The 24,731-nt window shown below is 67.0% G+C and carries 25 protein-coding genes; 13 read left to right on the top strand and 12 right to left on the bottom strand.

All coding sequences use genetic code 11. The annotated features are described in order from the left end of the window. Positions 1-9 precede the first annotated feature (9 nt). Entirely contained in the window at positions 10-1,059 is a 1,050-nt protein-coding gene (locus ACJ7Z0_RS24225; protein WP_434791866.1) for a 4-hydroxythreonine-4-phosphate dehydrogenase PdxA, read from the bottom strand. Positions 1,060-1,069: 10 nt separating this feature from the next. Beyond that, positions 1,070-2,035: a Bug family tripartite tricarboxylate transporter substrate binding protein gene (locus ACJ7Z0_RS24230; protein WP_434791867.1), complete on the bottom strand. Its 966-nt coding sequence runs from the start codon at positions 2,033-2,035 to the stop codon at positions 1,070-1,072. A 111-nt stretch (positions 2,036-2,146) separates the two neighbouring features. Here ACJ7Z0_RS24230 and ACJ7Z0_RS24235 point away from each other — a divergent pair, with 111 nt between their 5' ends. The 7 genes from ACJ7Z0_RS24235 (at position 2,147) to ligD (ending at position 10,476) form a co-directional block, all read left to right on the top strand. Then, a complete protein-coding gene (locus ACJ7Z0_RS24235) occupies positions 2,147-3,100 on the top strand; it encodes a LysR family transcriptional regulator (RefSeq protein ID WP_434791868.1) in 954 nt (317 codons plus the stop codon). A gap of 107 nt (positions 3,101-3,207) precedes the next feature. Then, a complete protein-coding gene (locus ACJ7Z0_RS24240) occupies positions 3,208-3,387 on the top strand; it encodes a DUF3606 domain-containing protein (protein ID WP_431123152.1) in 180 nt (59 codons plus the stop codon). Between the two features lie 114 nt (positions 3,388-3,501). After that, positions 3,502-3,690: a hypothetical protein gene (locus tag ACJ7Z0_RS24245; protein ID WP_434791869.1), complete on the top strand. Its 189-nt coding sequence runs from the start codon at positions 3,502-3,504 to the stop codon at positions 3,688-3,690. Positions 3,691-3,873: 183 nt separating this feature from the next. Next, positions 3,874-5,373 carry an ATPase domain-containing protein gene (locus ACJ7Z0_RS24250; RefSeq protein WP_434791870.1) on the top strand — a complete coding sequence of 500 codons (1,500 nt, stop codon included), beginning with the start codon at positions 3,874-3,876 and terminating at the stop codon, positions 5,371-5,373. Then, positions 5,370-6,920 carry a hybrid sensor histidine kinase/response regulator gene (locus ACJ7Z0_RS24255; protein ID WP_434791871.1) on the top strand — a complete coding sequence of 517 codons (1,551 nt, stop codon included), beginning with the start codon at positions 5,370-5,372 and terminating at the stop codon, positions 6,918-6,920. The genes ACJ7Z0_RS24250 and ACJ7Z0_RS24255 overlap by 4 nt, the downstream gene beginning before the upstream one ends. Continuing rightward, positions 6,917-7,933: a lysylphosphatidylglycerol synthase domain-containing protein gene (locus ACJ7Z0_RS24260; protein WP_434791872.1), complete on the top strand. Its 1,017-nt coding sequence runs from the start codon at positions 6,917-6,919 to the stop codon at positions 7,931-7,933. The genes ACJ7Z0_RS24255 and ACJ7Z0_RS24260 overlap by 4 nt, the downstream gene beginning before the upstream one ends. Continuing rightward, positions 7,912-10,476, top strand: a complete 2,565-nt coding sequence (ligD, locus tag ACJ7Z0_RS24265; protein WP_434791873.1) for a DNA ligase D — start codon at positions 7,912-7,914, stop codon at positions 10,474-10,476. Before ACJ7Z0_RS24260 ends, ligD begins: the two co-directional genes overlap by 22 nt. Positions 10,477-10,520: 44 nt before the next feature. Here ligD and ACJ7Z0_RS24270 read toward each other — a convergent pair whose 3' ends face one another. The 5 genes from ACJ7Z0_RS24270 to ACJ7Z0_RS24290 form a co-directional block, all read right to left on the bottom strand. After that, complete coding sequence (locus ACJ7Z0_RS24270) at positions 10,521-10,763, bottom strand: hypothetical protein (RefSeq protein WP_431123139.1); 243 nt, start codon at positions 10,761-10,763, stop codon at positions 10,521-10,523. Between the two features lie 222 nt (positions 10,764-10,985). Then, a complete protein-coding gene (locus ACJ7Z0_RS24275; protein ID WP_434791874.1) occupies positions 10,986-11,516 on the bottom strand; it encodes a dihydrofolate reductase in 531 nt (176 codons plus the stop codon). 17 nt (positions 11,517-11,533) lie between these two features. Further along, positions 11,534-12,376: a thymidylate synthase gene (locus tag ACJ7Z0_RS24280; RefSeq protein WP_434791875.1), complete on the bottom strand. Its 843-nt coding sequence runs from the start codon at positions 12,374-12,376 to the stop codon at positions 11,534-11,536. Positions 12,377-12,526: 150 nt separating this feature from the next. Continuing rightward, positions 12,527-13,951 (bottom strand): FAD-binding oxidoreductase, encoded by a 1,425-nt coding sequence (locus ACJ7Z0_RS24285; RefSeq protein ID WP_434791876.1) that lies wholly within the window; start codon positions 13,949-13,951, stop codon positions 12,527-12,529. Beyond that, positions 13,948-14,355, bottom strand: a complete 408-nt coding sequence (locus tag ACJ7Z0_RS24290) for a DUF2069 domain-containing protein (RefSeq protein ID WP_434791877.1) — start codon at positions 14,353-14,355, stop codon at positions 13,948-13,950. Before ACJ7Z0_RS24290 ends, ACJ7Z0_RS24285 begins: the two co-directional genes overlap by 4 nt. Before the next feature lie 64 nt (positions 14,356-14,419). Here ACJ7Z0_RS24290 and ACJ7Z0_RS24295 point away from each other — a divergent pair, with 64 nt between their 5' ends. Further along, a complete protein-coding gene (locus ACJ7Z0_RS24295; protein ID WP_434791878.1) occupies positions 14,420-15,631 on the top strand; it encodes a YihY family inner membrane protein in 1,212 nt (403 codons plus the stop codon). A gap of 6 nt (positions 15,632-15,637) precedes the next feature. Here ACJ7Z0_RS24295 and ACJ7Z0_RS24300 read toward each other — a convergent pair whose 3' ends face one another. Next, a complete protein-coding gene (locus tag ACJ7Z0_RS24300) occupies positions 15,638-15,976 on the bottom strand; it encodes an Mpo1-like protein (protein WP_093012237.1) in 339 nt (112 codons plus the stop codon). A 101-nt stretch (positions 15,977-16,077) separates the two neighbouring features. On the opposite strand from ACJ7Z0_RS24300, the gene ACJ7Z0_RS24305 reads away from it, so the two are divergent. Continuing rightward, a complete protein-coding gene (locus ACJ7Z0_RS24305) occupies positions 16,078-16,461 on the top strand; it encodes a thioredoxin family protein (protein ID WP_434791879.1) in 384 nt (127 codons plus the stop codon). Positions 16,462-16,478: 17 nt separating this feature from the next. Then, positions 16,479-17,144 (top strand): Rossmann-fold NAD(P)-binding domain-containing protein, encoded by a 666-nt coding sequence (locus ACJ7Z0_RS24310; protein ID WP_434791880.1) that lies wholly within the window; start codon positions 16,479-16,481, stop codon positions 17,142-17,144. 3 nt (positions 17,145-17,147) lie between these two features. Here ACJ7Z0_RS24310 and ACJ7Z0_RS24315 read toward each other — a convergent pair whose 3' ends face one another. After that, positions 17,148-18,098 (bottom strand): LysR family transcriptional regulator, encoded by a 951-nt coding sequence (locus ACJ7Z0_RS24315; protein WP_434791881.1) that lies wholly within the window; start codon positions 18,096-18,098, stop codon positions 17,148-17,150. A 111-nt stretch (positions 18,099-18,209) separates the two neighbouring features. Between ACJ7Z0_RS24315 and ACJ7Z0_RS24320 the strand changes: the two genes are divergently transcribed. Together ACJ7Z0_RS24320 and ACJ7Z0_RS24325 are read left to right on the top strand one after the other, a co-directional pair. Then, positions 18,210-19,628, top strand: a complete 1,419-nt coding sequence (locus ACJ7Z0_RS24320; RefSeq protein ID WP_434791882.1) for a M20 family metallopeptidase — start codon at positions 18,210-18,212, stop codon at positions 19,626-19,628. Positions 19,629-19,650: 22 nt separating this feature from the next. After that, positions 19,651-20,643 (top strand): Bug family tripartite tricarboxylate transporter substrate binding protein, encoded by a 993-nt coding sequence (locus ACJ7Z0_RS24325; RefSeq protein WP_434791883.1) that lies wholly within the window; start codon positions 19,651-19,653, stop codon positions 20,641-20,643. Positions 20,644-20,655: 12 nt separating this feature from the next. Here ACJ7Z0_RS24325 and ACJ7Z0_RS24330 read toward each other — a convergent pair whose 3' ends face one another. Both ACJ7Z0_RS24330 and ACJ7Z0_RS24335 read right to left on the bottom strand, forming a co-directional pair. Continuing rightward, complete coding sequence (locus ACJ7Z0_RS24330) at positions 20,656-21,468, bottom strand: alpha/beta fold hydrolase (protein WP_434791884.1); 813 nt, start codon at positions 21,466-21,468, stop codon at positions 20,656-20,658. 348 nt (positions 21,469-21,816) lie between these two features. Continuing rightward, complete coding sequence (locus ACJ7Z0_RS24335) at positions 21,817-23,127, bottom strand: O-acetylhomoserine aminocarboxypropyltransferase (RefSeq protein ID WP_431123111.1); 1,311 nt, start codon at positions 23,125-23,127, stop codon at positions 21,817-21,819. 142 nt (positions 23,128-23,269) lie between these two features. Between ACJ7Z0_RS24335 and ACJ7Z0_RS24340 the strand changes: the two genes are divergently transcribed. After that, positions 23,270-23,710 (top strand): CBS domain-containing protein, encoded by a 441-nt coding sequence (locus ACJ7Z0_RS24340; protein ID WP_434791885.1) that lies wholly within the window; start codon positions 23,270-23,272, stop codon positions 23,708-23,710. Between the two features lie 27 nt (positions 23,711-23,737). Here the strand turns inward: ACJ7Z0_RS24340 and ACJ7Z0_RS24345 are convergent, their stop codons facing one another. After that, positions 23,738-24,718, bottom strand: coding sequence for a Bug family tripartite tricarboxylate transporter substrate binding protein (locus tag ACJ7Z0_RS24345; protein ID WP_434791886.1), 981 nt, complete (start codon positions 24,716-24,718; stop codon positions 23,738-23,740). Positions 24,719-24,731: the final 13 nt, after the last annotated feature.

The raw sequence follows: 24,731 nt of genomic DNA on the forward strand, positions 1-24,731 counted from the left end.
ATGGGACCGTCAGGCCGCGACCGCGGCCTTGCCGAGGAGGCGCGCGGCGCCCATGCGGCCGGCGATCCGGAAGGCCTGCCACATGGCCTCGGCGCTGGCCTTGCCCTGGCCCGCGATGTCGTAGGCGGTGCCGTGCGCGGGCGTGGTGATCGGAATCGGCAGCCCGCCCTGCACCGTGACGCCGCGGCTGAAACCCAGGAGCTTGATCGCGATCTGGCCCTGGTCGTGGTACATGGTCACGATCGCCTGGTACTCGCCGGCCTGGGCCTTGAGAAAGATGGTGTCGGCCGGGAACGGGCCGTGGAAGGGCGCTTCGGTGGGCCAGCTGCGCGCCTGCAGGGCCTTGACGGCCGGCTCGATGATGTCGATCTCTTCGCGTCCGCACACGCCGCCGTCGCCGCCGTGCGGATTGAAGGCCGCGATCGCGACCTTGGGCTCGGCCACACCGTTGGCCAGCAGCGAGCGGTAGATCAGCTCGGCCGCCTGTTCGATGCGCTCCACGCTCAGGTAGCCGGCCACGTCCTTCAGCGGCACGTGCGAGGAGATGCGCGAGGTCCAGAGCTCGCCGAGCGTGTTGAACTCGCAGAAGTAGCCGGTCACGCCCAGGTGCTCCGCAAAGTGGTGCAGCTCGTCTTCGTGCTGCATGCCGCCGATCTTCATGGCCTGCTTGTTGAGCGGCGCGAAGCAGATCGCATCGACGTCGCCGGCCAGCGTTGCGTCCATGCACTGGTCGAGCACCTGCAGCACCGCGCGCCCGCCCGGCGCAGCGGCCCGGCCGCGCTGCACCAGCGCCGGATCGATGCTCTGCACCGCCAGGAAGGCCGGACGCGCCGTGCTCGCGCGGCTTCGCACTTCGGCCAGAGTCTTCACCTCGTCGGTGGCGACCGAGACGCCCGCGATGCGTTGGCCGTCTTCCCACAGCCAGCGGTCGCCGATCAGCACGACGTTCGCGTCCGCGGTGGCGTCGGGCCGGGCCAGCAGCCGCGCGATCAGTTCGGCGCCGATGCCGGCGGGGTCGCCCAGGGTGAGGGCGACGACGGGGAGGGTTTGCATGTTCATCGAGAGATGCCTAGTCCAGCTTGATGTGGTTCTTCTTGATGACCTCGCCAAAGCGCTTGTATTCGGCGGCATGGAATTGCGCGAACTGCGCCTGGGTCATCGGCGTGATCTCGGCGCCGATGGCGTCGAGGCGGGTCTTGGTTTCGGGCATGGCCAGCACCTGGTTCACGGCGTCGTGCACCTTGTCTTGCACCGCCTTGGGCGTTGCGGCCGGCATGTAGATGCCGTACCAGGCGCTCATCTCTATGCCGGGCACGCCGGCCTCGGCCAGCGTCGGCACGTTGGGCAGTTGCGGGTTGCGCTTTGGCGTGGTCACGGCGAGCGCGCGGACCTTGTTGTTCCGGATCTGCCCGATCACCGAAGGCATGGTGTCGAAGCTCAGCTGCACCTGGCCGCCGACGAGGTCGATCAGCGCGGGGCCGCTGCCCTTGTACGGCACATGGACGAGGTCGACTGCGGCCGCATCCTTGAACATCTCGGCCGCGATGTGCTGCGTGCTGCCCGCGCCGCTGGTGGCGTAGTTGAGCTTGCCCGGCTCCTGCTTCGCCAGCTTGACCAGCCCCTGCACCGAGTCGGCGGGCACGCTGTTGCTCACCACCAGCACGTTGGGCACCGCGCCGACGAAAGCCACCGGCACGAGGTCGCGGTTGCTGTCGTAGTTGAGCTTGAGCAGGTGCGGCGCAATCGCATGGGCCGTGACCACGCCCATCACCATCGTGTGGCCGTCGGTGGACTTGGCCGTGGCGTCCGCCGCGAGCGTGTTCGATGCGCCGGGCCGGTTGTCGACCACGACCGGCTGCTTGAGCAAGGGCCCGAGCCGGTCGGCCACCGCGCGGGCCATGGCATCGGTGCCGCCGCCCGGCGCCGAGCCGACATAGATCTTGATCGGGCGTGCGGGCCAGTCCTGGGCCTGTGCGGTGCCGGCGCCAAGTGCCAGCAAACCGGCGGCCATGGCCGCCATGAGCGTTCGTTTCATCTGCTTTGTCTCCGACTGATTTTCGAAATCCTCGGCGCCCATCGTAGGCAGGCGATTGATCCTCGTAAACTGAAAGATCTTGATCGATCAATAACCGGAGGTGATCAAAAAATGGGCTCCATCGACAAGCAGGACACCACGCCCCAGTTGCTCAACCGGCTGCGCATGCGGCAGATCGCCCTCATCCTGGCAATCGAGGACCGGCGCACCCTGCGCGCCGCGGCGGGCCAGCTCGGCCTGACGCAGCCGGCGGCCACCAAGATGCTCCATGAACTCGAAAGCGCGCTCGGCCAGTCGCTGTTCGACCGCGTCGGCCGGGGCCTGCAGCTCAACCCGGCCGGCGAGCGCGTGACCGGCTACTTCCGCAGCATTCGCGGCAGCATGGAGGCGCTGAATCGCGAACTCGGCGAACTGCGGCTCGGCAGCGCGGGCAGGTTCTCGGTCGGCAGCATCATGGCCGCCTCACCCGGACACCTGACCGAGGCGCTGCTCGGCCTGAAGGCGCTGTTCCCGCTGCTGTCGGTGGAGATCGCGGTCGACACAAGCGACCGCCTGCTGGCGCAGCTGCGCGAGGGCGTGCTCGAAGTGGTGATCGGCCGGCTGGTGAGCCAGCCGGGCTTCGACTGCGTGTTCAGGGCCATCGAGGACGAGGGACTTGCGGTGGTGGTGGGCAACGACCATCCGCTGGCGCGCAAGCGCAAGGTGGAGTTCGAGATGCTGCTGGACTACCCCTGGATACTGCAGCCGGCCGGCAGCCCGATGCGCGACCTGATCGAGCACGAGTTTCGCGATCATCACGCGCCGCTGCCCAAGGGGCTGATCGAGACGGGCTCCATTCTCACCACCGTCAACCTGATCCGGCGCTCGCAGATGATCGCGGTGGTCCCCGAGGCCATGGCGCACCGGGACGCCGAGCACGGGCTGCTTCACATCGTGCGCTACCGCATCCGCCAGAAGCTCGAAGCCTACGGCAGCCTGGTGCGCAAGGACCGCCCGCTGACCAAGCCCGCGGAGCATTTTCTCGAACTGGTGCATGCCAGGCCGAAGGCCGGCCGCGCGGAGTAGCCGCAGGGCGCGTGTAGAAATTGTCCTGCATCGACGATGGCATTCGTCCGGCCCGGCGACATTTTCCGGCTGCGAAACTGCCGTCTCCCAACCACTTGGAGACCCCGATGCCGGACGACATGGAGATCCGCGTTCCGCAGAACGATGAGCGAATCGACATCACCGACCTGAAAGAGGTCGACTACTGGACGAAGTGGTTCGGCGTCAGCGAGGCGCGGCTGCGCATGGCCGTCGCGTCCGCCGGCACCATCAGGGACGATCTGCGGGTCTACCTTGGCCTTCCCTGAAGCGCGAAGCGCGCGGGTGCCCGTCGGCCTTCGCTGACCATGACACCCGCCTTTGCCTGAGCGCTGCGCTACGGCGCCCGCACCACCATCGGGGCTCCTTCAGGAGATTGCCCCATGAACACACCATCCCCGTCGCCTTCGCCGCGCCCGAAGCGTTCCCCCGACGAACCTGAAATCACCCAGGAAGAGTCCGTGCCCACGGACGGAACCGACCCCGAGGGCGAGGCAATGATGAAAAAGGTCGAGAACAGGAAGCTCGAGGATCGTGGCGACGCCGAGCGCAAGACGCCCGACAAGTCCTGATCCGCAACCCGGCGCAGTGGCTTTGTCTTCTTGCGAAGAACGGCGATTCCCTACAACCGCCGCCGCAGCGCCTTGATAGAACCCTCGGGTGGCAGAGGCGGCTTGGCCTGCGGAGCCTTTTCGCCGCGGTTGGCGGGGAGAACAGGGCAGAAAAGTTCGCCTGTCCGTACGACGGAGGAAGAAATGAAACTCGACGGCGCGGCCGGGTCGGTCATGCAGGAAAGCCTGATGCAGGTGGGCGTGCCGGGGCTCGACGATGTTCTTGGCGGCGGGCTCACGTCCAATCGCCTCTACCTCGTCGAAGGTACGCCCGGCGCCGGCAAGACCACCATCGCACTTCAATTCCTGATCGAAGGGGCGAAGCGGGGCGAATCGGTGCTGTACGTCACCCTTTCGGAAACGGGACGCGAACTGCGCGGCGTGGCGCATTCCCATGGATGGGACCTCGGTGGCATCGAAGTGCGCGAGATGCTTCCAACGGAAGCCGCGCTCGAACCCGACGAGCAGTACACGATGTTCCATCCCTCCGAGGTCGAGCTCAGCGAGACGACGTTGAGGATCCTGTCGGACGTCGACGTGCTCAAGCCGTCCCGGGTGGTGTTCGATTCGCTCTCCGAGTTGCGCCTCCTGGCGGGCAGTTCCCTGCGCTACAGGCGGCAGATTCTTGCGCTCAAGCAATTCTTTGCGGGCCGCCAATGCACCGTGCTGCTGCTCGACGACATGACCGCCATGAAGCACGACCTGCAGGTGCAGAGCATTGCCCACGCCGTCTTGCGCCTGGAGCAGATCAGCTCCGACTACGGCGCCGCGCGGCGCCGGCTGGTCGTCACCAAATACCGGGGCCAGCAGTTTCGGGGTGGCTATCACGACTACCGCATCGAGCGTGGCGGGCTGCGTGTGTTCCCTCGCCTGGTGGCGGCCGAACATGCGTCGGAGCTGTCGCAGGCGCGAATTCCCAGCGGTATCGATTCACTCGATGCCTTGCTGGGCGGCGGCATCGAGCGGGGCACGAGCACGCTGTTCGTCGGCGCGCCGGGCACCGGCAAGTCGACGGTCGCGGTCCAGTTTGCGCTGGCTGCGGCGCAGCGCGGCGAATGCGCGGCCCTCTTCATCTTCGACGAGAGCATTCATACGCTGCGCACGCGCTGCGAAAGCATGGGCATGGACCTGGCGCCGCACATCGAAGCCGGGCGCATCAAGGTGCGGCAGGTCGACCCTGCGGAGCTGTCTCCGGGCGAGTTCGTGCACCTGATCCGGCTGGCGGTGGTCGAGTCGGGTGCGGCGGTGGTGGTGATCGACAGCCTCAACGGCTATCTCAACGCCATGCCCGACGAGCGCTTTTTGATCGCGCAGCTCCACGAGCTGCTTTCCTATCTGGGGCAGGCCGGCGTCGCCACGCTGCTGGTGGGCGCGCAGCACGGCCTCATCGGCATGCAGATGCAGACGCCCGTGGATGCGAGCTACCTGGCGGACGCCGTGGTGCTGCTGCGCTACTTCGAGCTCGACGGCGAAGTGCGCCAGGCGATCTCGGTGCTGAAGAAGCGCGGCGGTGCGCACGAGCGGACCATCCGCGATTTCTCCATGACATCCACGGGCCTGCACGTAGGCGAGCCGCTGCGCAATTTCCGAGGCATCCTGACGGGTATCCCCATTCCCATCGACGGCGTGCATCCCGCATCGTGAGCTCGCTACCCGCATCCGTCGAGCAGCGCATCCTGTTGCGCACCGCGACCTCCAGGGATGCTTTCATGGCGAGCGCCGTGCTGGGACGTGCGCAGGTCACCGCGCATATCTGCGCAAACTTGTGCGAACTGGTGCGTGGGCTCCAGGAAGGTGCCGGTGCCATCATGCTGGCGGAAGAAGTGCTGTCCGATCCGGCTGCCGCCGCGTTGACCGAAGCGCTGGCCGCGCAGCCCCCCTGGTCCGATCTGCCGGTGCTCATCCTGGCCCGCCAGGGCGCCGACTCGCCGGTCATCGCCGCGGCCATGGACCGGCTCGCGAACGTTACGGTGATCGAACGGCCGATGCGCGTGGCCTCGCTGATCAGCACGGTTCGCACGGCTCTGCGGGCGCGCAACCGGCAGTACCAGCTGCGCGACCTGCTCGATGGCCTGCGCGAGTCGGACCAGCGCAAGACCGAGTTCCTTGCCACACTGGCGCACGAACTGCGCAACCCGCTCGCCCCCATGAGCACCGCGCTGACCCTCTTGATGCGAAAGCCGCACGAGCATGCGGAGGCCCAGCGCTACTACGAGCTCATGGGCCGGCAGATCGAGCACATGGTGCGGCTCGTGAACGACCTGATGGAGGTCTCGCGCATCACGCGCGGAAAGATCGAGCTGCGCATGGAAGCCGTCGCGCTCGAAGCGGTGATCAAGGATGCCATCGAGCTGAGCCGCCCTTTGCTCGAAGGCTCCAGCCACACATTGAGCGTGGAGCTGTGCCGCCAGCCGCTGGTGGTGCGGGGCGACGGCGTTCGCCTCACGCAGGTTTTTTCGAACCTGCTGAACAACGCCGCAAAGTACACCGCGCCCGGTGGAAAGATCCGCATCGTTCTTCGCGAGGAAGGGCGCAGCGCCGTGGTCGAAGTGTGGGACAACGGCACGGGCATTGCGCCCGAGATGCTGAAGTCGATCTTCGAGATGTTCGTGCAGGTGAGCGGCACCTCCAAGGCGGCGCAAGGGGGGCTGGGCATCGGGCTGACCCTGGTCAAGAGCCTGGTCGAACTCCATGGCGGCAGCGTGGAGGCGAAGAGCGACGGGCTCGGCTGCGGCGCGATGTTCTGCGTGCGCCTGCCGCTCACGCGGCTCGAGGCGGGCGTGCCCCAGGCGCCATTGCCAGCCATTCGCGGCTGGCCTACATCGTTGCCGGGCACGGTGCTGATCGTCGACGACAACCGGGATGCGGCCGATGCGCTCGGCGATCTGCTGCGCTCGCTTGGCGCTTCGACGCGTGTGGCCTACAGCGGCGATGCCGCGCTGCGCATGATCGCCGACGGCCCGCGGCCCGGGCTTGCCATTCTGGACATCGGCATGCCGGGCATGGACGGCTGCGAACTGGCCGAGAAGCTGCGCGCCGATCCCGCACTTGCCGGGCTGGTCCTCGTCGCATTGACCGGTTGGGGACAGCGCGGCGACAGAGAGCGCATCGCAAGGGCGGGCTTCGACCATCACCTGCTCAAGCCGCTCGATCTGGCGGCGCTGTTCTCGATTCTGCGGGGCCGGTCATGAACCACGATGCGTCCACGCTCTCTGCGGCCGCCCGCTCGGCCCACAGGCCTTCGCTCTGGCGACGCTGCCGCCGATGGGTGCTGCCGCTGGTGGGGGTTGCGGTGCTCGGGCTGCTGCTGTCGCATGCGCACAAGGTCGACTGGGCGGGCGCATGGGAGGCGCTGCAGCGCTATCCGGCGACGCTGCTGCTCGGGGTGCTCGGGATTGCAACCGCAAGCCATGCGCTCTACGGCTGCTACGACCTGATCGGCCGGCAGCACACCCGCCACCGGGTGCCGCGCTGGCGCACCTGGGCCATCGCCGTCGCCAGCTATGCCTTCAATCTCAACCTGGGTTCGCTGGTCGGTGGCGTTGCGCTGCGCGCGCGGCTCTACGCGCGCGCCGGCCTCGATGAAACCGTGGTGGCGCAGATCGTGGGTGTCAGCCTGGCGACCAACTGGCTCGGCTACGGGCTCCTGGCCGGCGGCCTGTTCGCGGCCGGCGTCATCGCGCCGCCGCGCCAGGCGAGCATCGGGGCGGACGCACTGCGCGCCCTGGGCGTGGTGATGATCCTTCTCGCGGCGGCCTACGTGTTGGCCTGCGCTTTTTCGCGCGGGCGGCAATGGCAGGTGCGAGGGCGGCGGCTGAGGCTGCCTTCCGCCAAGCTCGCGCTCATGCAGCTCACGCTCTCCACCGCCAACTGGGCGCTGATGGGCTGCGCCATGTACCTGCTGCTCGGCCGCCAGGTGCCGTATGCAACCACGCTGAGCGTTCTGCTGGCCGCGGCCATCGTCGGCGTGATCACGCCGATTCCCGCCGGGCTCGGCGTCCTGGAGGCCGTGTACCTGGCGCTGCTCTCGGGCAGCGTGCGCCAGGGTGCGCTGATGGGCGCCGTGCTGGCCTACCGCGCGCTTTACTACCTGCTGCCGCTGGGCGGGGGCATCGTGCTCTACCTGCTTCTCGAACGCCATGCGGCAAGCCATCCGCAAGGCGGTGCGGAGGCCGACGCACCATGGCGCGCGCAAACCCGCTGAAGCGCTACAAGGAGAAGCGCAACTTCGGCGTCACGCCCGAGCCGGAGGAAGGGGGCGCATCGGCGCCTGGCACGCTGCAGTTCGTGGTGCAGAAGCACTGGGCGACCCGGCTGCACTACGACTTTCGCATCGAGCTCGATGGCGCCATGAAAAGCTGGGCGGTGCCCAAGGGGCCGAGCTACGACACGCACGACAAGCGGATGGCCGTGCACGTCGAGGACCACCCGATCTCCTACAACCAGTTCGAAGGCGAGATACCGCCCAAACAGTACGGCGCGGGCAAGGTGATCATCTGGGACAAGGGCACCTGGACCCCGCTCGGCGATGCGCGCAAGGGCTACAAGGAAGGGCACCTGAAGTTCGAACTGCACGGCTACAAGCTGCGCGGCAAATGGGCGCTGGTGCGCATGCATAAGAAAGACGACAAGCAGGATGCGTGGCTCCTGATCAAGGAGCACGACGGCTATGCCCGTCCGGCGGCCGAGTTCAGCGTGGTGGACCAGTTTCCGGACAGCGTGGCCAAGCTGCCGATGCCCGAGCCGGTTGCCGCGGCGCCTGCTGCTGTTGCTGTTGCTGCTGCGACTTCGCCGGCAAAACGCGGCAAGGCGGCTGTGCGAGGCATGCCCGCCGATGCGGTGAAAGCTGCCATGCCGGCCAGGCTCTCGCCGCTCCTCGCCACGCTGGTCGATGGCCCGCCGCCCGATCCGCAGAACTGGATCTTCGAGATCAAGTTCGACGGCTACAGGCTGCTCGCCCGCGTCGATGCGAAAGGCGTGCAGCTCTTCACGCGCAACGGCCACGACTGGAGCAGCCGCATGCCGCACCTGGTGCACGCCATCGAACGCATGAAGCTCAAGCCGGGCTGGCTCGATGGCGAGGTGGTGGTGCTCAACGAATCCGGCGGCACCGACTTTCAGGCGCTGCAGAACGCGTTCGACACCGACAAGACACGCAACATCGTCTTTTTTCTTTTCGACCTGCCGTACTACGGCGGCTTCGATCTCACCCGCGTGCCGCTGGTCGAGCGCCGCGCGCTGCTCGAGACGCTGCTTGCCAAGGCGCCGCCGGAAATCCGCTTCAGCGACATCTTCGATGCGCCGCCCCAGGACATCGTCGCCTCGGCCTGCAAGATCGGGCTCGAGGGCGTCATCGGCAAGAGAAAGAACAGCGGTTATGCATCGCGGCGCTCGCCCGACTGGATCAAGCTCAAGTGCTCGTTGCGGCAGGAGTTCGTCATCGGCGGCTATACCGATCCCAAGGGCTCGCGGGTGGGCATTGGGGCGTTGCTGATCGGCGTGCACGACGAGAAGGGCGACCTCATCTACGCGGGTGCGGTGGGCGCCGGCTTCAATGGCCGCACGCTGGTCGACATGCTCGAAAGGCTGAAGCCGCTTGGCATCGGCAAGCGGCCGTTCAAGAACCCCACCGAGAACGATCGCCGCGCGCACTGGGTCAAGCCGGCGCTGCTGGCCGAGGTTACTTTTTCCGAATGGACCAAGGACGGCCATGTGCGCCACCCGGTGTTCCACAGCGTGCGCACCGACAAGCCGGCAAAGGCCATCATCCGCGAGAAGCCGGTTCACCAGGCGGGTGCGGACCGCGAACCCGAGGCCGGACCCGCACCCGCCGCCACGATGCCCGCCAACTTCAAGGTCTCGCATGCCGATCGCGTCGTCGATCCGTCCACCGGCATCACGAAGGTGGAGGTGGTGCGCTTCTACGGACTGGTCGCGCCGCTGATGATGGAGCACCTCAAGGGCCGGCCGGTGTCCTTCGTGCGCGCGCCGCAGGGCATCAAGGGCCAGCTTTTCTTCCAGAAGCATCTCGAAGAGGGGCAGATGGCGGGCGTGCGTCAACTCGATCCGGCGCTGTGGCCCGCGCATCCCGAGCTGATCGAAGTGGCGGGCCCGCTCGGCCTCTTGAGCGCTGCGCAGATGAACGTCATCGAGTTCCACACCTGGAACGGCGTGAAGACACTCATCGGAAAACCCGACCGCATGACCTTCGACCTCGATCCGGGCGAGGGCGTCGGCTGGCCCACCGTGCAACAGGCGGCCGAGCTGATGCGCGTGGTGCTCGACGAGCTCGGCCTGCCTTCCTTCTGCAAGACGAGCGGGGGCAAAGGCCTCCACGTGGTGGTGCCGCTGAAGCGGCAGTACGACTGGGACACCGTGAAGGATTTTTCGCAGGCCATCGTGCAGCACATGGCCCGCACCTTGCCGCAGATGTTCGTGGCGAAGAGCGGGCCGAGCAATCGCGTCGGCCGCATCTTCATCGACTACTTGCGCAATGGTTTCGGCGCGACCACCGTCTGCGCGTGGTCGGTGAGGGCTCGGCCCGGAATGGGCGTGTCGGTGCCGGTGGAGTGGCAGGAGGTTCCCACGCTCGCGAGCGGCGCGCAGTGGACGCTGCGAAACATCCATGCCCGGCTCGATCGGGGCAACGAGCCGTGGGCCGGCTATGCAAAGGCGGCGAAGAGTCCGGGCGCCGCAATGAAGATGCTGGGGTTCGAAGCAAGCAGTGCGCGTGCACGCAAGCGCTGACGCCGCGCCCCAATCGAAGCGCTTGGCGATGCGCCGAAGTCAGGTCAGAGTTCGATGAAGGCCGAGGTGGCTTTGTTCAGCGCCAGCTTGCCCTTGGCAGTGATCGATTCCACCTGGGCGAGATGACGGATCGCACGATCGTCGGGCGCGTGGCTGGTGGTGGGAGGAATGAAAGCGGTCACCAGCTCGGCGGCCCGCAGCACGCGCAGCCTGTCGATGTCGGCTGGCGTATGGACGACGTATGGCAATCTCTGCTCGGCGAGGACCCGAAGAAACTCCATGGACATGAGCCGTCTCCTTGTCTAGATATGGACGTGCATTTTGCGGAAAAATTCGCAGTTGTGCCTAGTCCCTGCAGTGCACATTACCTTTGCATGTGTACCGAAGTGTTGTCCTGCCGCTGCGGCCGAAAACGAAGGTGCCAATTTTCAGGGCAGGCCGATTGCGGGGTCTTCGCTGGTTACCGGTATCGGGTGCCGCCGATGCGATCGAGGGCGCGCTACGCCGCGTTACCGCTCATGCTTTGATGAACCGACTCGTTCGTACGTCACGAAGCTGTAATCGAGGCCTTCCTTGGCCGAGACGTGCGATTCGCGACTCGTCTCGCGCCACTCGGAGGCAGAGAGTTCCGGCGCATGCGCATCGCCTTCGTAGTCGCGCGCAATCTCGGTGACGACAGCTTGCTGTGCCAGCGGCTCGGCCTCGGCATAGATCTGCGCACCGCCGATGATCCATACGTCGGGCACCTGCGATTCTTCGCACAGCGAGAGCGCCTCTTGAAGATTGCCCGCGCGCTGCGCGCCTTCGGCTTTCCAGTCGTCCTGCCGCGTGACGACGATGTTGCGCCGGCCTGGCAAGGGACGGAACCGCGGCGGAAGCGAGTCCCAGGTCTTGCGGCCCATGATGACGGGCGCGCCGCCGGTCGTCCGCTTGAAGTGCGCCAGGTCTTCGGGCAGGTGCCAGGGCATGGTGCCGTTGGCACCGATCACGCCATTGGCGGCGCGGGCGAAGATGAGATTGATGCGCGGTGATGTGTTCATGAGGCCGAACGGTCCGCTCACACCGCCACGGGCGCCTTGATGGCCTCGTGGTGCTTGTAGTCGAGCACTTCGAAGTCTTCGTACTGGTAGTCGAAGATCGAAGCCGGCTTGCGCTTGATGTGGAGCGTGGGATACGGGTAGGGCGCACGGCTCAGTTGCAGCGCCACCTGTTCGGCGTGGTTGCTGTAGATGTGGCAGTCGCCGCCGGTCCAGATGAAGTCGCCCACGTCGAGATCGCACTGCTGCGCCATCATGTGCGTGAGCAGCGCGTAGCTCGCGATGTTGAAGGGCACGCCAAGGAAGATGTCGGCGCTGCGCTGATAGAGCTGGCAGCTGAGCTTGCCGCGCTCGCCCGGTGCCTGCGGCGGCGCCACGTAGAACTGGAAGAACGCATGGCAGGGCATGAGCGCCATCTTCGAGAGCTCGGCCACGTTCCATGCACTGACGATGATGCGGCGCGAATCGGGGTTGGTCTTCAGGGTCTTGATGACTTCGGAGATCTGGTCGATGTGGCCGCCATCGGGCGTGGGCCAGCTGCGCCATTGCACGCCGTACACCGGGCCCAGGTCGCCGTCCTCGCGCGCCCATTCGTCCCAGATGGTGACGCCGCGCTCCTTGAGCCAGTTGTTGTTGCTGGAGCCGGTCAAGAACCACAGCAGCTCCTGAATGATGGACCGCAGGTGCACCTTCTTGGTGGTGACCAGCGGAAAACCTTCGTTCAGGTCGAAGCGCATCTGGTGGCCGAACACGCTCTTGGTGCCCGTGCCCGTGCGGTCGCTCTTGTGGACGCCATGGGTGTCCACGTGGCGCATGAAGTCTTCGTACTGGGAGCGGATGGGGCGGGCAGGCGTGGAGGTCATGGGGAGAGGTGTCGGGACCGGGGTGTTCGAATTTTACGGACTGATTGCTTTCTTGCTCCTTCCCCCTTTGGGGGAAGGTTGGGATGGGGGCGGCTGCCGTCGTGCCCCCACCCCGACCCTCCCCCGGAAGGGGAGGGAGAAAGAGCGAAGCTACACGCGGATCACGCGGCCCGGGTTCAGGATGTTCTGCGGATCGAGCCCGCGCTTGATCGCGCGCATCATTTCCAGCGCCACAGGCGACTTGTGTTTTTCGAGCTTGTCGACCTTGAGCGAACCCACGCCGTGCTCGGCCGAGAACGAGCCGCCGAACTTCTCGACGGCGTCGTACACCAGCGTGTTGATCCGCTCTTCCTCGTTCTTCAGGAAAGCCTTGGTGTCGATGTTCTCGGGCGCCTGCACGTTGTAGTGCAGGTTGCCGTCGCCCAGGTGGCCGAAGTTCACCAGCCGCACGCCGGCGATCTCGCGTGCCAGCAGGGCGTCGGTCTCGGCCACGAAGGCGGGGATGCTGGAGACGGGAATCGAGATGTCGTGCTTGATGTTCAAGCCCTCTTCGGCCTGCGCGAGGGGAATGCTCTCGCGGATGTGCCAGAGCTGATGCGCCTGCGCAAGGTTCTCGGCCACCACTGCATCGGTCACGCAGCCGTCTTCGAATGCGGTTTCGAGCAGCGCCTCGAAGCGCGCGCGCGCATGGTCTTCGGACTCGCTGTCGGAGTTCTCCAGCAAAACGCAATAGGGCACGGCCTCGTCGCCGATGAAGGGAACGCGCAGTTGCGGCATGTGCTTGTCGACCAGGCTCAATGCAAACCTGCCCATCACTTCGAAGCCCGTGAGGCCCGAGCCCAGGTGCTTGTGCGCAAGGCCCAGCAGCGTGACCGCGTGATCGAGCGAGGGCACCGCGGCCCAGGCTGTGAGCTGCGCCGCGGGCAGCGGGTAGAGCTTCATCGTCGCCGCGGTGATGATGCCGAGCGTGCCTTCGCTGCCGATCATCAGGTCGCGCAGGTCGTAGCCGGTGTTGTCCTTGCGCAGGCCGCTGGTGCCCTCCCAGATCTCGCCCTGCGGCGTGACCACTTCGAGGCCCAGGCACAGCTCGCGCGTGTTGCCGTAGCGGACCACCTGCGTGCCGCCGGCGTTGGTGGCCAGGTTGCCGCCGATGGTGCAGCTGCCTTCGGCCGCAAGGCTCAGCGGAAACAGGTAGCCCTGCTTCTCGGCCGTCTCTTGCAGGGTCTGCAGGATGCAGCCGGCTTCCACGGTCATCGTGAGGTTGGCCGCATCGACGGTGCGAATCGCGTTCAGCCGCTGCAGGCTCAGCACCACCTGCGTGCCGCTGTCGTCGGGAATGGAGCCGACCGCCAGGCCGGTGTTGCCGCCTTGCGGCACGATGGCCGTGCCGGCCGCGGCGCAGGCCTTGACCACGTCGGCCACCTGTTGCGCATTGGCGGGCCGCACCACGGCCAGCGACTTGCCGCGTGCGCGCTTGCGCCAGTCCTGTTCGTAGGCGGTGAGATCGCCTTCGTTCAGCACGTGTTGCGCACCCACGATGGCGCGCAGCTGGTCGATCAAGGGAGAAGAAGTCATGGGGTGGAAGCCTCCAGTTGGCGGGCAGCCTTGGCGTTGCGCAGGCGCAGCCGGACGTGCAATGCGCAGGCCGTGAAGAGCGCAAGGCACAGCAGCACCTCGATGAGCGCGAGCACTTGGCCCACGCCGTTGGTGTCGCTCCAGGCGCGCACCACGCCCTCGGTGAAATAGAGCCAGACCATCAGGCTGACCCAGCGGTAGGTGTACATGCGGTTCTTGTAGAGCCCCGCGAGTGGAATGACCAGCGGCAGCACCTTGAGCGCCAGCAGCGAGCCGCCCGGCCGCAGCGGCGCCAGCCACAGCTCCCAGGCCAGGCCCAGCACGATGAGTCCGGCGAGGCTGCCCACGGCAAGCCATCGGGTGGTGCTGACGGAAGAAGAGGCGTGCGGTGTGATGGTTTGCATGGATTGGACACCGCGGAACTGGCGACACGAAGCGTGCGAAGACGAGAAGAGGGTTCGGGTTCTTATGATACCGGCCATGAATCGTCAGCAGCTCTGGAGGGATCTTTCGCGCTTTCCGTGGGGCAACACCGCGGCGGTGCTGGGTGAGCGTTTCCGGGAAGACCGGCTCGGCCTGACGGCCAGCAGCCTTACCTTCACCACCACCATTGCCATGGTGCCGTTCTTTACGGTGGCGCTGGCGCTTTTTACCGTGTTCCCGATGTTCGCCAAGCTGCAGGGACGGCTGCAGCGCTGGCTCATCGAGAGCCTGATTCCCGACAACATCGCGCGCCAGGTGCTGGGCTACCTGAACCAGTTCTCCAGCAAGGCCGGCGGCCTGGGCATCGCGGGCCTGGTGGTGCTCCTGATCACCGCCATTGCGCTGATCCTCACCATCGACAAGACGCTCAACAACATCTGGCGCGTGCGTTCGCCCCGGCCTTTTGCGCAGCGCGTGCTGATCTACTGGGCCGCCATCACGCTCGGCCCGCTGATCCTGGCGGTGAGCCTCTCGACCACTTCATACGTGTTCGCCGCGTCGCGCGACGTGATGGGCGGCAGCATCCTCAAGCTGTTCTTCGACACCTTCGAAGTCGTGCTGCTCGCGGGCGGCATGGCGTCGCTCTACCACTATGTGCCCAACACCAATGTGCGCTGGGCGCACGCCTGGGCCGGCGGCATCTTCGTGGCGGCCGCCATCGAAATTGCCAAGCGCGTGCTGGGCTACTACCTGAGCCTGGTGCCGACCTATTCGGTGCTCTACGGCGCCTTTGCCACGGTGCCGATCCTGCTCGTGTGGATCTACGTGGCCTGGGTCATCGTGCTGCTGGGCGCCGTGATCGCGGCCTATCTGCCGAGCCTCTTGACCGGCGTTGCGCGCCGCGGCGGCCGGGCCGGATGGCCGCTGCAATTGGCGATGGAGGTGCTGCAGCACCTGGCGCGGGCTCGCGCCACGCCGGCCAAGGGCATGGGGGCCGCCGAGCTTGTCGCCCACATGCGCGTCGACACGCTGCAGCTGGTGCCGGTGCTCGAAACGCTGGTGATGCTCGACTGGATTGCGCCGCTTGCCGAAGAGACCGCCGACGAAGACCCGCGCTACGTGCTGCTGGCCGACCCGTCCACGCCCATCGAGCCGCTTCTCAAGGAGTTGCTGATGCCGCGCGCCGAACCGCTCGAAGACCTGTGGCAAAAAGGCCCGCTGCACTCGCTGCGCCTGGGCGATGTGCTATTGATTTAATAGCGGTCAGATCTTCACCTTGCCCAGCCAGATGTCGCGGTACATCGCCCAGTCGCCCATGAAGCTGTAGAGCGGGCGCTTGAACGACGCGGGCCTGTTCTTCTCGAAGCCGAAGTGCCCGACCCAGGCAAAGCCGTAGCCCGCGACCAGCCCGGCCAGGAGCCAGAGCGGGTTGAGCGTGACGATCAGCGCCACCAGGCACAGCAGCGAAATCGTCGAGCCAATGAAGTGCAGGCGCCGGCAGGTGCGGTTGGCGTGCTCGGTCAGGTAGAACGGATAGAACTCCGCAAAGCTCTTGAAACGTCGCGGATCGACGGCAGATTCCGGGGCAGTCGTGGTGTTCATCGGGCGAGCCTCCTGAGCGCCGGGAGCGCTTTGTCCATAATAGCCACGACCCTCCCGCCGGGCCATCCCGGCTCCGTATTCACACCTTCACCGCATCAGCTTTGAGCGCTCTTCCCGCCGCCCCCGATTCCGCCGAGCCGGCCCGCGATGCGCCATGGGTCGTGTGCCTGTGCGCCGAATGGTGCGGCACCTGCCGCGACTACCGGCCGCTGCTCGAGCAGGTGGCGCGGGCGCATCCGCAGTTCCGCTTTGCCTGGGTCGACATCGAAGACCACGCCGAGATTGCCGATGCCTTCGACGTCGAGACCTTTCCGACATTGCTGATCGCCGGTGTCGACGGCACGCGCTTTCTGGGCCCTTTGCTGCCGCATGCCGAGACGCTCTCGCGCATGCTCGGCGCGCTGCAGGCGCCGCAGCCTTCCAGCCTCGACGTCGACCTGCTGCTGGCAGTGCTCGAGAAGCGCCCCGCTGAATTCGCGGTCTGAACCGCGCGCTCCCTGCCATGAACATCCTGATCTTTGGCGCCACCGGCATGGTGGGGCAGGGCGTGCTGCGCGAATGCCTGCTTGCGCCCGACGTGGCGCGCGTGGTCGCGGTCGGCCGAAGAGCCACCGGGCAGCAGCACCCGAAGCTGCAGGACCTGGTCATCCCAAACATGGCCGACTACAGCGGCTTCGAGCCGCAGCTGCAGGGCTTCGATGCCTGTTTCTTCTGCCTTGGCGTGTCGTCGGTCGGCATGAAAGAGGCCGACTACAAGCGCATCACCTACGACCTCACGATGGCCGCGGCCACGGTGCTCGCGCGGCTCAACCCGGGCATGACCTTCACCTACGTGACGGGTGCGGGCACCGACAGCAGCGAGCGCGGCAGCAGCATGTGGGCGCGCGTGAAGGGCGCCACCGAAAACGCCTTGCTGAAGTTGCCGTTCAAGGCCGCCTACATGTTCCGTCCCGGCATGATCCAGCCGCTGCACGGCGTGCGTTCGAAGACGCCGCTCTACCAGGCCGCGATCATGGTGCTCAAGCCGGTCCTCGGGCTCGCGTACCGGCTGTGGCCCGACAAGGTGACGACGACCGAGAAGGTGGGCCGGGCGATGCTGGCCGTGGCGCGGCACGGTGCGCCGAAGGTGCTGCTCGACCCGGCGGACATCAACGCCCTGGGCCGCTGAAGCTCACGCGGCCTCGGCCGCGCTGGAACGCGCGCGGCCCAGCTTGCGCCTGCCCGCGCTGGCAATGGCATGCACCAGGTGTTGTACGAACTCTTGCGCCAGCGGCGTGAGCGTGCGGCCTTCGAGCGCCAGCACCTGCAGTTGCCGCTGCTGCAGCGGCGCCTCGGCAAACGGGCGTGCCACCACCGTGCCCGCATCGATGAGGTGCGTGACCGTGAGGTGCCCCGAAAGCATCACGTCCGGCGTGCGCAAGAGCGGCAGCAGCACGGATGAAAAGTTGCTCACGAAGATCGCGCGGTACTGCAGCCCCTGCAGGCTGCATGCTTGGTCGAAAAGCTGCCGCGCGGTCACGCCCTTGTCGCCCACGGCCAGCGGATAGCGCACGGCGTCCGCCACCGACACCACGCGCTGCCGCGCCAGCGGATGGTCGGGGCGCAGCACGGCAAACACCGGCGCATTGGCCGAGTGCTCGATCTTCAGTCCGGGCTCCGGCGCAACGACGTACTTCAGCGCGATGTCGGCCTCGCCGCGCGCAAGCAACGCGCTCACGCCGTCGGGCGAGCCCACGTGGAGTTCGAGCTGCGTGCCCGGATGCGCCGACTCGAAGCTGCGCATGACCTGCGGCATGAAGTGCGCCGCGAACCCTTCGGTGCACGCCATGCGGATGCGGTGCGCGCTGCGGCCGCCGAGGTCGCGCACCTGCTCGATGACTTGCTCGATGTCGAGCTGGGCATTGCGCAAGTGCGCCGCGAGCCGCTCGCCCGCCGCGGTGAGCGCCATGCCCCTGGCGTGGCGCTCGAACAGCGGCGTGCCCAGGCTGTCTTCGAGCTTGGCGATCTGGCGGCTGACCGCCGACGAAGCCACGAACAGCCGCGCCGCCGCCTGGCTGACCGAGCCGCTGCGTGCCACTTCCAGGAAATGGCGCATCGGAATGCTGAGGAGCGGTGGTGTCATGACCATTCAAGCGTTGCCTTGAAGGCAATGGTAGCTTGCAAAAACGGTGCTGGAAGCATTGCCCTTCAGGCCTTGTACTTGCTGCACCCGATGGAAACAGGAAATCCCTTCATGCAACGTACCGAAAGCCTTGCCGCTGCCGCCGCCTATTTCGACGACGGCAGCTTCTTTGCCGACCTGAAGCGGCGCGTCGCCTTTCGGACCGAGAGCGATACCGGCGCCGCCACGCCCGCGCTCGGCGCCTACCTGCGCGATGAGCTGGTGCCGCCGCTGGCCGCGCTGGGTTTCGCGTGCGAAATCGTCGAGAACCCCGTGGCCGGCGGCGGGCCCTTCCTGATCGCGCGCCGCATCGAAGACCCTGCACTGCCCACCGTGCTGAGCTATGGCCACGGCGACGTGGTGAGCGGGCAGGATGCGCAGTGGGACGAAGGGCTCGGGCCCTGGGCGCTCACCGTGCGCGGCGACCGCTGGTACGGGCGCGGCACCGCCGACAACAAGGGCCAGCACACCATTGCGCTCGGCGGACTGGCGGCCACGCTGCGCGCGCGGGGCGGGCGCCTGGGCTACAACATCACCTGGCTCATCGAGACCGGCGAAGAGGCCGCGTCGCCGGGCCTTCATGCGGTGTGCGAGCAGCAGCGCGACAGGCTGCGTGCCGACCTGTTCATCGCCAGCGACGGGCCGCGCGTGAGCGCCGCGCGGCCGACGCTGTTCCTCGGCTCGCGAGGTGCCGTCAACTTCAGCTTGCGGTTGCGTGCCCGGGCGCGGGGCTACCACTCGGGCAACTGGGGCGGCGTGCTGGCCAATCCGGCCACGGTGCTGAGCCACGCCGTGGCATCGCTGGTGGATGCGCGCGGGCGCATCCTGGTCGAGGCCTTGCGGCCGCCTGAAATTCCGCAGGGCGTGCGCGAGGCGCTGGCCGACATCGCCATCGGCGGCGGTGCCGACGATCCCGCGCTCGACGAGGGTTGGGGCGAGCCGGGCCTCCGCCCGGCCGAGCGGCTGGTGGCGTGGAACACCATCGAGGTGCTCGCGCTCGGCGCCGGCTCGCCGCAGCGGCCGGTGAATGCGATTCCGTCCGAGGCGGTGGCGCATTGCCAGCTGCGCTTCGTGGTCGGAACGCCGTGGCGCGATCTGGCGAAGCTCGTGCGTGCGCATCTCGATGCGCACGGCTTCGGCCAGGTGGAAGTGCAGGTCACGCTCGAAGGCGCGGCGACGCGGCTCGACGTGGAGAACCCGTGGGTCGACTGGGCCCGGCGCTCCATCGAAGAGAGCAGCGGCCAGCGCGTCGACCTGCTGCCCAACCTCGCGGGCTCGCTGCCCAACGATGTCTTTGCCGACCTGCTGGGCCTGCCCACGCTGTGGGTGCCGCATTCGTACCCGGCCTGCGCCCAACACGCGCCCAACGAACACCTGCTGGCGCCGCTGGCGCGCGAGGGCCTGCAGATCATGGCCGGCCTCTACTGGGACCTGGGGGAGCCGGGGCTGGCTCCCTGGGCCGCCGGAAAAACGCAGCACGCCGCCGCCTGATTTCTCTTCCTGGACCGAACCCATGAAAACTGCTCTCTTCCAACGCCTTGGCGGCCTGCTGGCTTGCGCTTCGGCCCTCATCGCCTTCCCCAATGCTCCCGCGCTTGCGCAGGACACCTGGCCCGACAGGCCCGTGAAGCTGGTCGTGCCATTTCCGCCCGGCGGCGGCACCGACATCGTCGCGCGCGCCATGGGCCAGGGCCTGTCGGAGCGGCTCGGCCAACCGGTGGTCATCGACAACAAGCCCGGTGCCGCCACCATCATCGGCACCGACGCGGTCGCCAAGGCCGCGCCCGACGGCTACACGCTGCTGCTCTCGGGCTCCACCAGCTACAGCGTGAATCCCGCGCTGCGCGCCAGGCTGCCGTACGACCCGGTGCGCGACCTGGCGCCCATTGCCATCGTCGCGCGCACGCCGCTGGTGCTGGTGGTGGGCGCCGGCACGCCGTGGCGCTCGCTGCCCGAGCTCATCGCCGCCGCCAAGGCCAAGCCGAAGAGCATCCGCTACGCCACCTTCGGCTCCGGCTCGGGGCCGCACCTGGCGGGCGAGCTGTTTGCGCTGGCCGCGGGCATCCAACTGCAGGACATTCCGTACAAGGGCAGCAGCCAGGGTTCGATGGCGGTGATCGGCGGAGAGATCGAAATCGGCCTGGACACTGTGGCCGCCGTGGCACCGCACGTGCGCTCAGGCAAGCTGCGCGCGCTGGGTATCGTGGGCGCGACGCGGTCCAGCATGCTGCCCGAGGTGCGCACTCTGGCCGAGCAGGGGCTGCCCGATGCCACCTTCGATGCCTGGTACGGCTTTGCCGCGCCGGCGCGCACGCCGGCACCGGTGCTCGACAAGCTGGCCCGCGCGGTCACGGCCACGATGGGCAGCCCGGCCCTGCAGGCGCAGCTGCGCGCGCAGGGCATGGAGCCCGTCGCCATCGGCGGCGCGGCGTTCCGCAGCCAGATGGAGGGCGAGATTTCGCGCTACCGCGCGCTGGCGCATCGCGCGGGGATCGCGGCGGAGTAGCCGGCGATTGGCTCAGGCAGGCGTTCCGACGAAGTCGCGCAGCGCGAACAGCACTTCGTCGGGGGCCTCGTTCATCAGCGAGTGGCCCGCATGCACGGTCACCACCTTGGCCTTCTTCGCCTTGCCGACCAGCGCCTTGGTGGCGCGCGGTGGCGTCATCTGGTCGGCATCGCCAAGCAGGAAAAGCACGGGGCACTGCACGGCCTCGATCGCTTTTTCGCCATTGGCGTAGTCGTTGCAGGCCTTGAAGCCGACGTGAAAGACGTTGACGTCGCGGTTGCTCGCGAGCACGCGGCGCATCAGCGCGCGCGAACTGCCGTAGAGCCAGGTGCCCGGGCCAAGCGCCGAGGGCGGCGGCGCGAGCAGCGAATGCGAGAAGGTGTTGACCATCGCGATGGCGCGTTGCGGATCGTTGAGCGCACCATCGAGCAGCGCGGGCGACACGGTCATCGGATAGGCGGTGCCCACCAACGCCAGATGGGTCACCCGTTCGGGCGCGCGTGAAGCGGCCTCGAGCGCAATCAGCGAGCCGAAGCTGTGGCCCACGAGCGCGGCCTTCTGCACGCCGGCCGCGTCGAGCAGCGCGATGACGAACTGCGCGGCGTCTTCCACGCTGGCGGGTGGTGGGCCTTCGCTCTTGCAGTGGCCGGGCAGGTCGAGCGCGAGCACGTTCCAGCCGTGGTTGGCGAACCAGCGGCTCTGCAGGATCCACACGCTGTGGTCATTGAGCACGCCGTGGATGAAAACCACGGTCGGCTTGGTTGCATCGAAAGTTTTGCCGCCGGTGTAGCAGTAGGTGGTGTGGCCGTTGACTTTGTAGTTCATGTCAGTTGCTCCGTCCTGAGATGCGTCGCTGTTGTTCAGGGCGCGTGCACAGGCTACCGGGTACTCCCCTCCGCGAATGTCCCCCGCCTTCGGCTCCCGCAGCTCCTCCTTTGTTTCGCTGCGGGGTGCACCCGGCGCCCTGTGCACACCAGGCGCTGCGGTTGTTCCGCCTGATCAACGACCGCTCTGCATAACGAGCACGCTGATGGGGTGCCTTGCGCAGCGAAATAAAGGGGGAGGCCGCAGGCCGGAGGACATTCGCGGAGCAAGGTACCCCGTCGGCGGGATCGCGCCCCGAACACAACGCGCCAAACTCGACACGACGAACAAAGAAACAAGCGTTCATTCCTAGACCCCCGCCTTTTCCGCAGCCTTCAGCGCACGCTTCAGGTCGTCGATCAGGTCCGCCGGGTCTTCCAGCCCGATGGAAAGCCGGATCGTCCCTTGGGAAATGCCCGCACCCGCCAGCGCCTCGTCGGTCATGCGGAAGTGCGTGGTGCTGGCCGGGTGGATCACCAGGCTGCGGCAATCGCCCACATTGGCCAGGTGGCTGAAGAGCTTCAGCGCCTCGATGAAAGCCTTGCCCTGCGCGCGGCTGCCCTTGATGTCGAAGCTGAACACCGCGCCGGCGCCGCGTGCGCCATGGCGCAGCAGCTTCTGGGCTAGTGCATGGCTCGGATGCGATTCGATCAGCGGGTGACCCACGCGCGACACGAACGGGTGGCTCACAAGGAATTCGACCACCTTCTGCGTGTTGTCGATATGCCGTTCCATGCGCAGCGGCAGCGTCTCGATACCCTGCAAGATCAGCCACGCCGTGTGGGGGCTCATCGACGCGCCGAAGTCGCGCAGCCCTTCGCGCCGGGCGCGCAGCAAGAACGCGCCGACCGTGCTTTCCTCGCTGAAGACCATGTTGTGGAAGCCGTCGTAGGCCTGCGTGAGCTCGGCGAATTTTCCCGATTTCTCCCAGTCGAAGCTGCCGCCGTCGACCACCACGCCGCCAATCACCGTGCCGTGGCCCGAGAGGAACTTGGTCGCCGAGTGGTAGACCAGGTCGGCACCGTGGTCGAAGGGCTTGATGAGGTAGGGCGAGGTCAGCGTGGAATCGACCAGCAGCGGGACGCCCGCCGCGTGCGCGATGTCGCTCACCGCCGGAATGTCGAGCACGTCGAGCCCGGGGTTGCCCACGGTTTCGCCGAACAGCAGCTTGGTTTCGGGCCGGATCGCGGCCTTCCAGCCATCCAGGTCGCCGGGCTTCACGAACGTGGTGTCGATGCCGAAGCGCCGCATCGTGTAGTGCAGCAGGTTCTGCGAGCCGCCGTAGAGCGCGGTGCTCGCCACGATGTGGGAGCCAGCACCCATGAGCGTGGCGATCGACAGGTGAAGCGCGGCCTGGCCGCTAGCGGTGGCGATGGCGCCGATGCCGCCTTCGAGCGCCGAGACGCGCTGCTCGAGCACCGCGTTGGTCGGGTTGCTGATGCGCGAGTAGACATGGCCCGCGCGTTCGAGGTTGAAGAGCGCCGCCGCGTGGTCGCTCGACTCGAAGACGAAAGAGGTGGTGAGGTGGATCGGCACCGCCCGCGCGCCGGTGGCGGGGTCGGGTGCGGCGCCGGCGTGCAGCGCGAGGGTGTCGAATCCGGGGTCGGAATAGCCGGGCATGAGGACCTTTCTGGGTTCGTTCGCAATGCCCCGTTACGTCTGCTAATCATGCGCGCGCATCATGGGCGTGAGAGTCGGCGCCGATTGTGGGCTATATTCAAATCGGCACGCCGCCGAGAACGATTTCCGAGAGGAGCACACGATGAAAGTCAGCGACATCCTTCGCGTCAAGGGCAACACGCTCTTCACCATCACGCCTGACGACCTGCTGGCCGAAGCCGTCAACACCATGGCGGAAAAGGACATTGGCTCCCTGGTGGTCATGGAACACGGCGACCTGGTCGGCATGCTCACCTTCAGGGAAGTGATCCTGGCCATTGTCGGCAACGGCGGTCAGGTAGGCGGCATGCAGGTGCGCAAGGCCATGGACGACGCGCCCGTGACCTGCACGCTCGAAACCGACCTCGACGAGATCCGCCGCATCATGCTGGAGCGCCATGCGCGCTACATGCCCGTGATGGACAAGCGCATGCTGATGGGCGTGATCAGTTTCTACGACGTGGCCAAGGCGGTGGTGGACAGCCAGAACTTCGAGAACAAGATGCTGAAAGCGTATATCCGCGACTGGCCTGAAGAACAGTAACTACCGCCCCTGCGCTGGGCGCCTGGCTTATTCCTTGATATTGGCCGACTGCACGATCTTCTGATTCCGGGCGTATTCGGCCTGGACGAACTGGCCGAATTGCTCGGGCGTGCCGCTGCCGGGCAGGGCGCCTTGTTCGTTGAGCTTGCTGCGCACCTGTTCCTCGGCGAGCACCGCGTTCAGCTCCTGGTTGAGGCGGGCCACGATCGCTGGCGGGGTCCTGGCGGGGGCGAAGATGCCGGTCCAGCTCACCATGTCGTAACCCTTGAGGCCGGGCATCTCGTTGAAGGTGGGCACGTTGGGCAGGGCGGCGAGGCGCTGGCTGCCGGTAATGCCCAGCGCCTTCAGGCGGTTGCCGTTCACGTGCGGAATGGCGCTGGTGCTGACCAGCATGGCCAGATCGACCTGGTTGCCGATCACGTCGGTGGCAATCTGGGCGCCGCCGCGGTAGGGCACGTGGGTCACGAAGATGCCGCTGCGCTGCTTGAGAAGCTCCATGGCCAATTGCAGCACCGTGCCCACGCCCGAGGTGGCGTAGTTGTAGGCGCCGGGCTTGGCCTTGGCGAGTTTCACGAAGTCGGCATAGGTCTGGGCCTCGAGGCCGGGCCGTGCCACCAGCACCATCGGCGCGGTGTTGAGCATGCCGACCGGGGCCAGTTCCTTGAGCGGATCGAACTTGAAGGCCGAGGGGTTGACCAGCCGGCCGATGGCGATGGCGCTGTCGGGTCCGACCACCAGCGTGTAGCCGTCCGGCGAGGCGTTCACGGCCTTGGCCACGCCGATGGCGCCGCCCGCGCCGCTCACGTTCTCGATGACCACCGACTGCTTCAGCCGTTCGCCCAGCCGCGTGGCGACGAGGCGGGCGTTGACGTCCACGCTGCCGCCCGCGGTGTAGGGAACGATCAGCGTGATCGGCCTGGCGGCGGGCCATGCACTCTGCGCGAGCGCCGCGGCAGGCAGTGCCGAACAGAGGGTGGCGGCAAGAAGAAGGCGGCGGGAGCGGTTCATGGCGTGGGTCATT

Origin of the sequence: Variovorax palleresanus, assembly GCF_051144945.1 — a bacterium.
In the GTDB taxonomy this organism is placed as follows: domain Bacteria; phylum Pseudomonadota; class Gammaproteobacteria; order Burkholderiales; family Burkholderiaceae_C; genus Variovorax; species Variovorax paradoxus_S.

Coding starts and splice junctions, on each gene's coding strand:
- ACJ7Z0_RS24250 (WP_434791870.1), top strand. CDS start 3,874: ATGAAACTCGACGGCGCGGCCGGGTCGGTCATGCAGGAAAGCCTGATG.
- ACJ7Z0_RS24235 (WP_434791868.1), top strand. CDS start 2,147: ATGGGCTCCATCGACAAGCAGGACACCACGCCCCAGTTGCTCAACCGG.
- ACJ7Z0_RS24230 (WP_434791867.1), bottom strand. CDS start 2,035: ATGAAACGAACGCTCATGGCGGCCATGGCCGCCGGTTTGCTGGCACTT.
- ACJ7Z0_RS24285 (WP_434791876.1), bottom strand. CDS start 13,951: ATGACTTCTTCTCCCTTGATCGACCAGCTGCGCGCCATCGTGGGTGCG.
- ACJ7Z0_RS24295 (WP_434791878.1), top strand. CDS start 14,420: ATGATACCGGCCATGAATCGTCAGCAGCTCTGGAGGGATCTTTCGCGC.
- ACJ7Z0_RS24325 (WP_434791883.1), top strand. CDS start 19,651: ATGAAAACTGCTCTCTTCCAACGCCTTGGCGGCCTGCTGGCTTGCGCT.
- ACJ7Z0_RS24245 (WP_434791869.1), top strand. CDS start 3,502: ATGAACACACCATCCCCGTCGCCTTCGCCGCGCCCGAAGCGTTCCCCC.
- ACJ7Z0_RS24290 (WP_434791877.1), bottom strand. CDS start 14,355: ATGCAAACCATCACACCGCACGCCTCTTCTTCCGTCAGCACCACCCGA.
- ACJ7Z0_RS24260 (WP_434791872.1), top strand. CDS start 6,917: ATGAACCACGATGCGTCCACGCTCTCTGCGGCCGCCCGCTCGGCCCAC.
- ACJ7Z0_RS24270 (WP_431123139.1), bottom strand. CDS start 10,763: ATGTCCATGGAGTTTCTTCGGGTCCTCGCCGAGCAGAGATTGCCATAC.
- ACJ7Z0_RS24320 (WP_434791882.1), top strand. CDS start 18,210: ATGCAACGTACCGAAAGCCTTGCCGCTGCCGCCGCCTATTTCGACGAC.
- ACJ7Z0_RS24225 (WP_434791866.1), bottom strand. CDS start 1,059: ATGAACATGCAAACCCTCCCCGTCGTCGCCCTCACCCTGGGCGACCCC.
- ACJ7Z0_RS24315 (WP_434791881.1), bottom strand. CDS start 18,098: ATGACACCACCGCTCCTCAGCATTCCGATGCGCCATTTCCTGGAAGTG.
- ACJ7Z0_RS24240 (WP_431123152.1), top strand. CDS start 3,208: ATGCCGGACGACATGGAGATCCGCGTTCCGCAGAACGATGAGCGAATC.
- ligD (WP_434791873.1), top strand. CDS start 7,912: ATGGCGCGCGCAAACCCGCTGAAGCGCTACAAGGAGAAGCGCAACTTC.
- ACJ7Z0_RS24280 (WP_434791875.1), bottom strand. CDS start 12,376: ATGACCTCCACGCCTGCCCGCCCCATCCGCTCCCAGTACGAAGACTTC.
- ACJ7Z0_RS24335 (WP_431123111.1), bottom strand. CDS start 23,127: ATGCCCGGCTATTCCGACCCCGGATTCGACACCCTCGCGCTGCACGCC.
- ACJ7Z0_RS24275 (WP_434791874.1), bottom strand. CDS start 11,516: ATGAACACATCACCGCGCATCAATCTCATCTTCGCCCGCGCCGCCAAT.
- ACJ7Z0_RS24340 (WP_434791885.1), top strand. CDS start 23,270: ATGAAAGTCAGCGACATCCTTCGCGTCAAGGGCAACACGCTCTTCACC.
- ACJ7Z0_RS24330 (WP_434791884.1), bottom strand. CDS start 21,468: ATGAACTACAAAGTCAACGGCCACACCACCTACTGCTACACCGGCGGC.
- ACJ7Z0_RS24345 (WP_434791886.1), bottom strand. CDS start 24,718: ATGAACCGCTCCCGCCGCCTTCTTCTTGCCGCCACCCTCTGTTCGGCA.
- ACJ7Z0_RS24310 (WP_434791880.1), top strand. CDS start 16,479: ATGAACATCCTGATCTTTGGCGCCACCGGCATGGTGGGGCAGGGCGTG.
- ACJ7Z0_RS24300 (WP_093012237.1), bottom strand. CDS start 15,976: ATGAACACCACGACTGCCCCGGAATCTGCCGTCGATCCGCGACGTTTC.